Genomic DNA, 13,014 nt, shown 5'->3' with positions numbered 1-13,014 from the left:
TGTTTGATTTTCTGAGCTTTTTCTAAAAGGGGTGCATATTAAAGTGTTTGCTCCAAAATGCGAACAACTAATTGCTCAAAACTTGCCCCATTCGCTTTTGCAGCCATTGGTACTAGTGATTTTTCAGTCATGCCAGGCACTGTATTTACCTCTAGTAGGTAAAAGTGTCCTTGCTCATCTTGCATTGCATCCACACGTCCCCAGCCACTTGCACCTACAAGGTCAAATGCATCAAGTGAAATTTCTTGTAAGTGCTCTGTATCGTGCTTTGATAAATTTGCAGGGCAATGATATTGCGTCGTGCTTAATTGATACTTAGCTTGGTAATCGTAAAAACCATTAGGCGTGGTCATCTCAATTACAGGCTGTACTTCATCACCCAATACAGTAACCGTGAACTCTCGTCCTGTAATCCACTGTTCGACAAGTACTTGGCTATCAAACTTAAATGCATTAGCGAGTGCTTCTTCTAACTCTTGCGCATTGCTTGCTTGTGCCATACCTATGCTTGAGCCTTCGTGCGATGGCTTAACCATTACCTTTTTAAATTCATCCATAATGGCAACTGCATCAAAGCCTTTTTTAGCATCGACAACAGCATAAGGGGCCGTACTTAGACCCGCCGATTTAAACAAGTGTTTACAGCGAATTTTATCCATAGCGAGGGCTGAGCCCAATACATTACTATCTGTGTAAGGCAGGTTCATAAATTCAAGCGCACCTTGTACGGTGCCATCTTCACCACCACGACCATGTAACGCAATAAAAACGCGCTCTACATTTAATTCTTTTAATTCCCACAAAGAACGACTTTGTGGGTCAAATGCAATTGCATCAATGCCACTACTTTGCAGTGCATTTAAAACAGCTTGACCAGATTTTAATGACACTTCACGCTCTGCTGAATTGCCACCTAACAGCACCGCTACTTTACCAAATTGTGTGTTTACCTGGGTCATACTTCACCTTGCTTAAGTTTTTCTATCGACATACCCGTTGCAGCTAAGGTTTTTACTAATTGGCCTATATTACCTGCGCCTTGGGTTAATACTAAATCGTTATTTTTTAGGCATTCACCGAGGACACCTGCAAGCTCTGAACTTGAAGCAACATGAAGTGGCTCTTTGCCACGTTGGCGTAAACTTCTACAGAGGCTTTTACTATCAGCACCGACAATAGGATCTTCACCTGCGCTATACACATCAAGTAATAGTAACTGATCTACATCAGCAAGTACTTTTACAAAATCTTCGTACAAGTCGCGTGTACGAGAAAACCTATGTGGTTGATATACCATTACTAAGCGCTTATCAGGCCAACCTTCACGCACTGCAGCAATTGTTGCTGCAACTTCTGAAGGGTGATGCCCATAATCATCAACTAACATCACATTACCACGCTCGTTTTCAAATTCACCATAGTGTTGAAAACGACGACCAATGCCTTCAAACTTCTGCAGCGCTTCTAAAATTGCATGGTTAGCAATGCTTTGATCTTTTGCCACAGCAATCGCAGCGGTTGCATTAAGTGCGTTGTGTCTACCTGGCATATTCAACGTGGCAGTTAAACATTCACCTTGTTTGTTAGTTACTGTAAATGTGCACGTATTAGCTGATTGGCTAAAGTCGCTCATGCGGTAATCAGCATCCTTCGATTCGCCATACGTGATAACTGGGCGACCAAAGCGCGGGATAAGTTCAGCAGCAACTTCAGAATCAATACATACAACAGCTAAACCATAAAACGGCAAGTTATGAATGAAATCTACATACGTGTCTTTCATTTTTTCAAGACTGCCGCCGTAAGTATCCATGTGATCTTCTTCAATATTTGTGATCACCGAAACCATTGGCTGCAAGTGTAAAAACGACGCGTCGCTTTCATCCGCTTCTGCTATTAAAAAATCACTTTTTCCTACTTTTGCGTTACTACCTGCGCTATTTAACAAGCCACCAATAATAAAAGTTGGATCAAGCCCCGCCTGTCCATAAATACTCGCAATTAGGCTCGTTGTCGTTGTTTTACCATGCGTACCCGCAATCGCTATACCATGGCGAAAACGCATTAGCTCTGCGAGCATTTCTGCGCGGCGCACAACCGGAACTCTTGCTGCTTTTGCTGCAATAATCTCAGGGTTTGTTTCATCAATAGCACTTGAAACAACGACTACGTTAGCATCTTTTACGTTATTTTCGTGATGACCAATAAATACCTCAGCACCGGCTTTAATTAAGCGATCTGTCATAGCGCTATGAGCAATGTCAGAACCTGTAATACGGTAGCCTTCAAAAGCGAGTACTTCAGCAATACCGCCCATACCGGCTCCACCAATACCAATAAAATGGATAGTATCAATTCGACGCATAGCAGGTCGTGTGTGTTTTTCTTGTACTGATGCTTCTTTCACTTACACTCTCTTATTTGTTACTTGCTCACAGTGTGCTGCAACGCTTACTGTGGCATCTAAAATGGCTTGCTTTTGAGCATTTGCTGCCATTTGTTTAATTAATATAGGCTTAGCTAAATAAGGATTTAAAAGCTCAACAATTGAATGTTGATTAAACTGTGCTTGAGGCATTAACAAAGCCCCATTTGCCTTTACTAAATACTGTGCATTCGCTGTTTGATGGTCGTCCACTGCATGAGGAAACGGAACAAATATAGCCATTTTTCCAGCCGCAGCAATTTCACTAACCGTTAACGCACCCGCGCGGCAAATGACAATATCAGCCCAAGCATAAGCCGTATCCATATCATCAATAAATTCAGCAACGTTTAAGTTATTACTATCAAAACCGTGTGCTTTATAAGCCTCTTTAACGCTGTGTAAATGGCCTTTACCTGTTTGATGCCACACACTAATTGCGGTGGTATTACTCAATACTTTAAATGCTTCAGGTAATGTTTGGTTAAGTACTTGTGCCCCAAGTGAACCACCCACTACCAACATATTTATTGGGCTTGATACATCACGCTTTGGTATATCAATAACACTTTGACGTACCGGATTGCCAACAAGTTCAGCTTGGCCATGCGCAAATGCACTTGGAAATGCCACTAATACACGATTAGCACACTTAGCTAGCAATTTGTTACTCATGCCCGCTACCGCATTTTGCTCATGAATAACCAGCGGAATACCTAAACTTTTGGCAGCAATACCTGTTGGTCCAGTTACATACCCGCCCATAGCAAGTACGACATCTGGACGCTGTTTTTTTAAAACTTTACGTGCTTGCAATATGGCGTTAAGCACCATAAATGGCGCTTTAACAAGACGTTTTATACCGTTACCACGCACACCCTTAACATCAATAAAATCAATGTCTATGTTATGCTTTGGAACAACGTCAGCTTCCATTCTATCAGGTGTTCCTATCCAGCTAACTTGCCAGCCTTGTTGTTTTAAATAGTCAGCTACAGCGATACCAGGGAAAATATGCCCGCCAGTTCCACCAGCTACAACGACTAATTTTTTACTCATCGCTTACCTCCGCGTGAAGTGGCTTGTTTTGTTGCCATCTTAGTCTCAAAATCTACGCGTAATAAAATGCCCGTGGCTATCGTCATAATCATTAAGCTTGATCCACCGTAAGAAATAAACGGCAGTGTTAACCCTTTTGTCGGTAAAATACCCGCACTCGCACCTACATTAACCATGGTTTGAAACGCAAACCAAATACCAATAGCAAACGAAAAATAGCCTTCATATTCTTTGCCACACTTTAATGCTTGCTGACCAATTAATAGCGCTCTAAATACCAAGGTAGCTAATACCATTAAAATACTTACAACGCCGATTAAACCAAGTTCTTCACCTATAACAGCAAAAATAAAATCGTTATGCGCTTCAGGTAAATATTGTAGCTTTTGTACACTGTTGCCAAGGCCTTGGCCAAACCAACCACCTTGGCTATATGCCATTAGCGATTGCACTAACTGATAACCTTTACCAAAAGGATCATCCCAGGGATCTAAAAAGCCAACAACACGTGCCATACGATATGGCTCAACAATTATAAGTAAAACAACGAGGCCAACCCCCGTTAAAATAAGTACAAAAAACTGCCATAACTTAGCACCGGCTAAAAATAGCAGACCAACCGTAGTTACAAACATAACAACTACGGTGCCCAAATCGGGTTGCAGCAAAATAAGCAGAGCATATACCGCAAATACAGCAATAGGCTTTGCAAAGCCTTTAATATTTTCTTGTACCTCTTCGCGTTTTCTTACTAAATAGCCCGCAATATAACTAAAAAAATACAGCTTTGCAGCCTCAGCCACCTGAAAACCAACCGGGCCAATAGGGATCCATCGCCTAGCTCCATTAACTTCACGACCAATAATTAATACGGCTATTAACAGCACCATGCCTAGTATTAATAAATAAGGGTTTGATCTTTTCCACCAATCCATTGGTACACAAACCGTTATCCAAAAAAGAACAAAAGCCATAGCTAAAAACATACTGTGACGAATAGTAATATGATACGAGTTATCAAATAATCGTTCAGCGGTCGGCATTGATGCGCTGGTTACCATGATAAAACCAACACCTATTAGCATTATTACGCAGTACAATAGCGGTACATCGTATAACTGCGCCGAAGGCTTAGGTGTTAATGCGTCTTTTATATCGGCAAAGGCAATCATACTTTCTCCGCTATAACGCACTCAACAAAGTCATCACCGCGTTGCATATAGTTGTTATACATATCAATACTGGCGCATGCAGGGGCCAATAAAACAATATTACCAGCACGACTGAGTACATTGGCCAAAGCAACGGCTTCTTCCATATTATTAGTTAAATAGCTCTTATTGGTAATCGCAGCTAAGTCACTTGCATCTTTGCCGAAACAAATTAATGCTTTAACATGCCGTTGAATATAAGGTTTAAGGGCATTTAAATCAGCGCCTTTAGCATCACCACCTGCAATAACAATCAGGTTTTCACCATCACTAGCTAAGCTATCTATTGCTGCAATAGTTGCCCCAACATTAGTCGCCTTTGAATCGTTAAAATATTTTACACCATTAAATTCAGCTACAAATTGGCAGCGATGAGCCAATCCATTAAATTGACCTAACGCGTTCTTATATTGCGCTTTACTTACTTCAAACGGACTTAAAAGCGCCATTACTGCAAGCGTATTTAAATAATTGTGCTTACCCACTACCGCAAGCGTATCAACAGGTAAAAAGGCATCGCCTTTAACCATAAAGTGAGTTTCGTTATTGTATTGCGCTAAATGGTAATCACCTTGTTGAGCACCAAAGCTGATTAGGGGTTGTACCGCGCTCAACTGGATGCGTTTGACTATCGTCAGTATTAACTACAATAAGCTCTGCACCGTCATAAATACTTAGCTTTGAGTCTATATAAGCTTGGTAACTGTCGTAGCGGTCAAGGTGATCTTCTGACACATTTAATACCGTTGCACTTATTGGCTTTAAGCTCTTTGTGGTGTCTAGCTGAAAACTAGATAGCTCAAGTACATACACATCAAAATCATCATTGAGTAAATCCAGCACCGCGGTGCCAATATTCCCACCCAAAGCAACTTTATAGCCGGCTTCTTTTAATACTTCATAAGCGAGCGTAACCACGGTTGATTTACCGTTCGAGCCAGTTACTGCAACAACCGGTTTTGTATTAATACGTGCAAATAACTCAACGTCGCCAATCACTTCAACACCTGCGTTAATTGCATCTGCAACAGCTGGTATTTTTAAGCTGAGCCCTGGACTTATAATAATTATATCGCTTGTACGAAGCTCTGCGTCATCCAAATTACCAAAGTGTGTATCTAGATTTGGTGCATGCTCTTTAAGCCAATCAATCCCTGGAGGGCTTGTACGGCTATCAACAACTTTTGGCATAAGGCTATGAGATAATAAAAAACGCACAATGCCCAGACCGGTAACACCGAGTCCGAGCACTGTTATTTGTTTATTTTTTATCTCGTTTAAATACTGCATTTATCGAATCTTTAATGTCGCTAGACCAGCGAGGACTAGCACAATAGAAATAATCCAAAAGCGTACGATAACACGTGGCTCCGGCCAACCTTTTAATTCGTAATGATGATGAATTGGCGCCATTCTAAAAATGCGTTGCCCACGTAATTTATACGATCCCACTTGTAATATGACCGAGAGTGCTTCCATAACAAATACGCCGCCCATAATAATAAGCAGTAACTCTTGGCGTACTAAAACAGCAATAATACCTAATGCACCACCAAGTGCTAATGAGCCTACATCACCCATAAATACTTGTGCTGGGTAAGTGTTAAACCACAAAAAGCCAAGCCCTGCACCGACAATGGCAGTACACACAACCACAAGCTCACTTGCTAGCGGTAAATGCGGAATATGTAAGTAAGCCGAAAAGTTAATATTACCTGTTAAGTAAGCAATAATTGCCAATGCTGCGGCGACTAAAATAGTGGGTACGATGGCTAAGCCATCAAGCCCATCAGTCAGGTTTACTGCATTTGATGTCCCTACTATTGCAAAATACGTAAGCACAATATAAAACAAGCCAAGTTGCGGTAATACGTCTTTAAAAAATGGAACAACAAGAGATGTCTCAGATGCTTGTGCACTGGTAAAGTACAAAGCAGTAGCTACAACTAACGCAATTACTGACTGCCAAAAATATTTCCATTTAGCAATTAAACCTTTTGGATCTTTACGGATAACTTTACGGTAGTCATCAACAAAGCCAACAATACCTAATGAGCCAATTACAAACAGCGTTGCCCATACATACTTATTCGATAATTCAGCCCATAGTAGCGTACTGGTAAAAATAGCCGCTAAAATAAGTAAGCCACCCATAGTCGGCGTACCCGACTTAGATAGATGCGATTGCGGACCATCGTCTCGAACCGTTTGACCTATTTGCATACGTTGCAAACCACGAATTAACTTAGGTCCTAAATAAAGAGACATAATTAGCGCAGTTAAAATACCTAAAATGGCACGTAGCGTTAAATACGAAAAAACATGAAAACCACTAAAATACTGGGTTAAATACTCTGCCAGCCAAACTAACATTATGATACTCCATTGATGGCTTGTTGCTGGCCATTAACTAAATCGGTTACTAATAATTCCATGCGAGAACTGCGCGATCCTTTCACTACTATTGTTGTTTTTGTATTCACTTTATTAATACTTTCTTGAATTTTTTGCTGCATTTGTTCACGGCTCGAGAAGTGGCGATTAGGGAGTTCAAACACATCACTTGCGCATTTACTTAATACACCTAATGTAAATAACTCATCAATCCCTTGCTCAAGTGCATACTCACCAACTTCTTGGTGATATTTACGTGCATCTTCACCTAGCTCCCCCATGTCTCCCAGCGCTAAAATGCGGTGACCTTGCATATCACTTAACAAGTCAATCGCAGCCTTTACCGACTTAACATTGGCATTATAGGTATCATCAACCACGGTGAGTAAATCAGACACTTCAATTAGATTAACGCGCCCTTTTACATCACCCATAGTGGCAAGTGCATTGGCTATTTCTTCAAGAGTTACATCAAATTCACTAGTAAGTGCAGCCGCAATAAGTGCGTTACTAATATTGTGCTTGCCAGGTAGCGCCAAAGTAACAGGGACTTGCTTGTCTTTAGTACAAAGCGTAAAGCTTGCACGCGCATTGGCATCAAGCGTGATATTCTCTGCCCAAATGTCGAGTTTTTCGGTTGTAGAAAAACGTTTAACATTACGCCCTTCAAGTTTATCTAACCAATACTGGCTAAATTCACTATCGCAATTAACAATGGCAACGCCGTCATCTTTTAGGCCATCAAAAATCTCACCTTTAGCTTTTGCAACCCCCATTAAGCTACCAAAACCTTCTAAGTGAGCGGCTGCAACATTACATACAACGGCCACATCTGGTTTGGTCATTGCAGTTGTGTAGGCAATTTCACCTAAGTGATTTGCACCTAGTTCAATTACTGCAAAACGATGTTGAGGCTCTAAGCGCAATAACGTAAGTGGGACGCCAATATCGTTATTAAAATTACCTTTAGTAGCTAATACATCACCGTGAACCGACAAAATTGCTGCACACATTTCTTTTACGGTGGTTTTACCTACACTCCCTGTAATTGCAATTGTTTTAGGCGCCACTTGCGCCATAACAGCAGTGCCAATTGCACCTAGTGCAATACGTGTATCGCTTACTATAAATTGTGGAATATCTACATCTACTTTGTGCTGAACAATAACGCCAATAGCGCCTTTTTGTTTAGCTTCTGCTATAAATTTATGGCCATCAAAATTGGGCCCTTTAAGTGCTAAAAACACTTCGCCATCGCACACTGTACGAGTATCAGTATTTATATTAAGCACTTGTTGATTATCACCTTGATAATCGGTTGTTAGTACATTGGCTAACCAATCAAAATCCATTGGGATCATTGTGTTATCCCTCTTACTGCTTTTTTTAGTTGTTCTTGTACATAACGGCGATCGCAAAAGTCGATGCGCTTATCGCCTATAATTTGATAATCTTCGTGGCCTTTACCTGCAATCAAAATAACATCATCAGCTGTAGCATTTTCTATAGCAAAACGAATTGCAGTTGCTCTATCAGCCTCTAAATGTGCGTCTTGAGGGTTCACTAAACCGCCAGCCACATCAGCAATAATGTCATCAAGATTTTCAGATCGCGGGTTATCGCTGGTAATAATAACTTTATTAGCATTTTGCTCAGCTGCTTGCGCCATTAATACTCGCTTACCTTTATCTCTGTCACCACCGCAACCAAATACACAACTCACACCACCTGGTACATGCTGTTGCAATGCTTGCAATGCAAGTGCAAGTGCATCGGGCGTATGTGCATAATCAACAACACACGTTGGCATGCCTGCTTGACTAAATGCTTGCATTCGCCCAGCGACTGGCTGTAACTGCGCACAACCTGTAATTAATTGCTCAAGCGGATAACCAAGCCCTAGCAATGTAGCGAGCGCTGCCGTTAAGTTATATAAATTAAATTCGCCAAACAGAGGTGATTTAATTGATATATCACCCCAACTCGTCGATAACTGCGCCGAAATACCTACACTTGAATATTCAACATCAGAAAAATAGACGTATCGAGTATTCTTAGGAGCTAAGTTTTTGCGGCCATAACAAATTAGATTATTAAAATCATACTTTTCAAGCCATTGCTCCGCTTGAAAATCATCTTGATTAAGCACCACAACTTGCGGTTCAAAATCACGAAAAAGCATTAATTTTGCATCACCGTAACTTGCCATATCACCATGATAATCTAAGTGATCACGCGAAAGATTAGTAAACACAGCTGCTTTAAATTCACATTTAGCAACACGCTGTTGCACTAACCCATGCGATGACACTTCCATGGCGACTAGCTTTTTATGCTGTAAATTTAGATCACTCAAAATATGCTGTAAATCAACCGTTGAAGGCGTAGTATTCATCAGTGGAGTTAAGTTATTAGGATGTCCATAACCTAGCGTGCCAATAATCGCTGACTCAGTACTACAAAATTGCGCTAAGTGAGCAATCATTGCTGTGGTGGTTGATTTACCATTTGTGCCAGTCACACCAATTAAATCCAAAGCCTGACTTGGTTGGTTATAAAAGCGACTTGCTAATTCTGGAAGCTTTTTATCAAGCTCTGAAACTAAATATAGTGGTTCGAAACTTGTTTCAAATTCGCATAATCTGTCAGCAATAATCGCTGTTGCGCCATTTTCAATTGCTTTAGCAATAAATTGTCCGCCATCAAGTGAATGGCCTTTAATAGCAACAAATACATCACCTGGTGTTACCTCACGACTATCAATGCGTAAATGTTTTACCAGTTGCGAGGGCGCATCAATTTCGATGTATTTTAAAGTATCTCTTAAATCACGCATCGTTCTTTTTACCTTCCACGTAGGCAACATCTTCCTTGTCCGGTGCTACATTTAATATTCTTAATGAATTCGAAATTATTTCAGCAAATGCAGGCCCAGCGGTGGCCCCTCCGTAGTACACATCCCCGCCGGGTTCATTAATCATAACAACAACGGCTAATCGAGGATTACTTGCAGGTGCGACACCTGCAAAATAGCCAACATATTCGTCACCATAACCACCAACAGCTGCTTTTTTAGATGTACCTGTTTTACCTGCTGCCCGATAGCCATCAACTTTAACGCGACTGGCTGTGCCGCCCTCTTCAAATATACTTTCCATCATATGGACCACGGCTTCTACGTCTTTTTGTTTAAAAATACGTTCGCCTTCTGGTACATTATCTTGTTTTAAAATCGTTAATGGGCGGTTGACTCCCCCAGCGCCTAACATGGCATAAAATCGTGCCATTTGGGCTGTACTTACTGCAATATTGTAACCAAATGAAAGCGCAGCAATTTCATGATCCGACCAACGGCGATTAGGGTAAAACAAACCACTGCTTTCCCCCACCATACCGGTGCCTGAATCTGAGCCAAACCCTACCTTTTGAAACAATCCCACTAAATAATCTTTAGGTACTAACTGCGTTACTTTCGTAACTCCCATATTTGAAGAGTATTTTAAAATTTCGCGCAGTGTCATCTCACCATGATTGCGAGTATCTTGAACTAAGCTACCGCCTAAACGCATCCAACCAGGGTAAGTATCAATTTTGTCATCTGCTTTAATTGCGCCGTAGTCTAGCCCAGCTAAAATGGCTAGAGGCTTAACAGTTGAGCCTGGTTCAAACAAATCGGTAATTGCGCGGTTACGGCGCTTATGCGGGGCTGCATCGCTTAAGTTGTTTGGATTAAACGAAGGGCTATTAACCATCGCTAATACTTCGCCTGTTTTTATATCAACAACCATCGCTGAACCCGATGTCGCTTTATAAGTAAGTACAGCAGATTTAATCGCTTTATAAGCGATGCCTTGAATACGTTGATCAATACTTAATTGAATACTTTCAGGTTCTACGCGTTCGCGCTCATCAAGCACTTCTACTTCGCGTCCTTGTGCATCTTTGCGTATAGTACGACGGCCTTCTTCGCCCGTTAATGCATTCTCATACAGCTTTTCAATACCTTCAATACCTTTGCCATCTATATTGGTGAAACCAATAATATGTGCAGTTACTTCACCGGCAGGGTAATAACGCTTAGATTCATCTAATAAATGAATGCCAGGCAAACGTAAGTCGCCAATATAATTTGCAACGGCAGGAGTTACTTGGCGTTTTAAGTAAACAAAGCGACGAGAAGGATCGTTAAGAAGGCGTGAATTAATTTTTTCGGATCGGTACGCAGAACGTCAGCGAGTTCACGCCAGCGCATATCATTTTTGTAATACTGCACTGTACGTTTATCTAGTTCGACCGCATTGTCTGCAAGTGATTGTTGATCCTCGCCATTTTTACGCGCTTGCTTAATCACTTTAGAAACAAGTGATTTGTGAAGTGCTTTAGGATCTGCATACACACTCACTACCGGTACACTCACCGCGAGCTCTTTGCCATTACGATCAAAAATCATCCCACGCTGGACATGAAGTTTTTCGACACGTACGGTACGTTTATCACTTTCAGAACGGGCTTTGTCAGGTTCAATTACTTGTAAATAAGCAGCACGAGATACCAGTGTTACAAACACCATAAACACAACGCCACACACCAGCATAAAGCGCCATGTAATTAAGTTATTTACTGGTTTTTTGCCTCGATTTCTCATTGCAGTATTATTACCTGTTCATCTTGACTCGTTGGTCGTTTCATTTTTAGCTGTGATTTCGCAATTTCTTCGATACGTGCATGCTGTGAATAAAATTCCTCTTCAACTAATAAATAACGCCATTCTAAATCAAGTTCATCACGCTCTTGGAGTAACGAATCTTGTTCAATAAGTTGCCCTCGAGCAAGATGTGTTACTTGTACCACAGTTAAACTTGACGCGAATATCACAACCAACAAGGCCGAGGTAAGCTTATTAGCTCCTAGGCCTTTAACAATTTCAAAAAATAAATTAGGTGGTTGACGATGATTCGCTTTTATATTCATTCCAGCCTCTGAGCAATCCTAAGTACAGAGCTACGAGAACGCGGATTACGCTCAACTTCAGCGGCACTTGGCTTAATCGCTTTACCCACTGCCTTTAACGTCAGATTTTTATTTATTTGTGCGTCAGTTAAAGGCAGACCTCTGGGTAATACTTCTCCCCGACTCTGTTTTCTAATAAACTGTTTTACAATACGATCTTCTAATGAATGAAACGAAATAACAACCAAACGACCACCGGGTTTAAGGACCTTAATTGCAGACTGCAATGCCGTTTGAATCTCTTCAAGTTCGCTATTAATATAAATACGGATCGCCTGAAAAGTACGAGTAGCAGGGTGTTTAAACTTATCTTTTACAGGTACTGCTTCATCGACTAAATCAGCTAACTGCTTAGTCGTAGTAATTGGCGTGTGCTCTCTAATCTCAAGTATTTTATGCGCAATACGCTTACCAAATTTCTCTTCACCCAGCTTTTTAATTACATGGGTAATATCATCCAATTCAGCTTCAGCTAACCATTGGGCTGCACTGCGACCACTTGTTGGATCCATACGCATATCTAGTGGGCCGTCTTTCATGAAACTAAAACCACGCCCAGCATCATCTAACTGTGGCGACGACACACCTATATCTAATAAAATCCCGTCGACTTTACCAATGAGATCGTTTTGCTCTGCTACTTCGTAAAGTTTTGAAAAGCGAGTATGTGCAATTGCAAATCGCGGATCATCAGCAAACTTTTCAGCTGATTGTATTGCCTGCGGATCTTGGTCAATCGCTTGCAAACGACCTTCATTACCAAGGCGTGCTAATATTTGCCCTGAATGACCGCCACGTCCAAAAGTGCCGTCCATGTATATGCCGTCTGGCTTAATTGCAAGGGCATCTATGGTTTCGTCCATTAAAACGGATACGTGTTCAAATTGCGCTGTCATTAGCTATTATTTGCCTTTT

The 13,014-nt window shown here is 41.1% G+C and carries 9 protein-coding genes and 2 pseudogenes; all 11 read right to left on the bottom strand.

Features of this window, described 5'->3' with window-relative positions; translation table 11 throughout:
• Window positions 1-38: 38 nt before the first annotated feature.
• Window positions 39-959, bottom strand: a complete 921-nt coding sequence (locus tag P4S65_RS07310; protein ID WP_337119853.1) for a D-alanine--D-alanine ligase — start codon at window positions 957-959, stop codon at window positions 39-41.
• The gene (gene murC / locus P4S65_RS07305) at window positions 956-2,407 is read right to left on the bottom strand and encodes a UDP-N-acetylmuramate--L-alanine ligase (RefSeq protein ID WP_337119852.1); all 1,452 of its coding nucleotides are present in this window, start codon (window positions 2,405-2,407) and stop codon (window positions 956-958) included. Before murC ends, P4S65_RS07310 begins: the two co-directional genes overlap by 4 nt.
• Window positions 2,408-3,484, bottom strand: coding sequence for an undecaprenyldiphospho-muramoylpentapeptide beta-N-acetylglucosaminyltransferase (murG, locus tag P4S65_RS07300; RefSeq protein WP_337119851.1), 1,077 nt, complete (start codon window positions 3,482-3,484; stop codon window positions 2,408-2,410).
• A complete protein-coding gene (ftsW, locus tag P4S65_RS07295) occupies window positions 3,481-4,656 on the bottom strand; it encodes a cell division protein FtsW (protein WP_007376977.1) in 1,176 nt (391 codons plus the stop codon). Before ftsW ends, murG begins: the two co-directional genes overlap by 4 nt.
• Window positions 4,653-5,985, bottom strand: a pseudogene (gene murD / locus P4S65_RS07290) (UDP-N-acetylmuramoyl-L-alanine--D-glutamate ligase). Before murD ends, ftsW begins: the two are co-directional and overlap by 4 nt.
• Entirely contained in the window at window positions 5,986-7,068 is a 1,083-nt protein-coding gene (gene mraY / locus P4S65_RS07285; protein WP_096792492.1) for a phospho-N-acetylmuramoyl-pentapeptide-transferase, read from the bottom strand.
• Window positions 7,068-8,450 carry a UDP-N-acetylmuramoyl-tripeptide--D-alanyl-D-alanine ligase gene (locus P4S65_RS07280; RefSeq protein ID WP_096792491.1) on the bottom strand — a complete coding sequence of 461 codons (1,383 nt, stop codon included), beginning with the start codon at window positions 8,448-8,450 and terminating at the stop codon, window positions 7,068-7,070. The genes mraY and P4S65_RS07280 overlap by 1 nt, the downstream gene beginning before the upstream one ends.
• Window positions 8,447-9,925 (bottom strand): UDP-N-acetylmuramoyl-L-alanyl-D-glutamate--2,6-diaminopimelate ligase, encoded by a 1,479-nt coding sequence (gene murE, locus P4S65_RS07275; RefSeq protein ID WP_337119850.1) that lies wholly within the window; start codon window positions 9,923-9,925, stop codon window positions 8,447-8,449. The genes P4S65_RS07280 and murE overlap by 4 nt, the downstream gene beginning before the upstream one ends.
• Window positions 9,918-11,734, bottom strand: a pseudogene (locus tag P4S65_RS07270) (penicillin-binding transpeptidase domain-containing protein). Before P4S65_RS07270 ends, murE begins: the two are co-directional and overlap by 8 nt.
• Window positions 11,731-12,060 carry a cell division protein FtsL gene (ftsL, locus tag P4S65_RS07265; RefSeq protein WP_007376983.1) on the bottom strand — a complete coding sequence of 110 codons (330 nt, stop codon included), beginning with the start codon at window positions 12,058-12,060 and terminating at the stop codon, window positions 11,731-11,733. Before ftsL ends, P4S65_RS07270 begins: the two are co-directional and overlap by 4 nt.
• Window positions 12,057-12,995 carry a 16S rRNA (cytosine(1402)-N(4))-methyltransferase RsmH gene (gene rsmH / locus P4S65_RS07260; protein ID WP_007376984.1) on the bottom strand — a complete coding sequence of 313 codons (939 nt, stop codon included), beginning with the start codon at window positions 12,993-12,995 and terminating at the stop codon, window positions 12,057-12,059. The genes ftsL and rsmH overlap by 4 nt, the downstream gene beginning before the upstream one ends.
• Between the last annotated feature and the right edge of the window lie 19 nt (window positions 12,996-13,014).

This window comes from Pseudoalteromonas sp. B131b, assembly GCF_037162545.1.
GTDB classification, from domain to species: domain Bacteria; phylum Pseudomonadota; class Gammaproteobacteria; order Enterobacterales; family Alteromonadaceae; genus Pseudoalteromonas; species Pseudoalteromonas fuliginea.
Note: the sequence above shows the minus strand (reverse complement) of the source record. Positions and strands in the feature narration are given on the sequence as shown.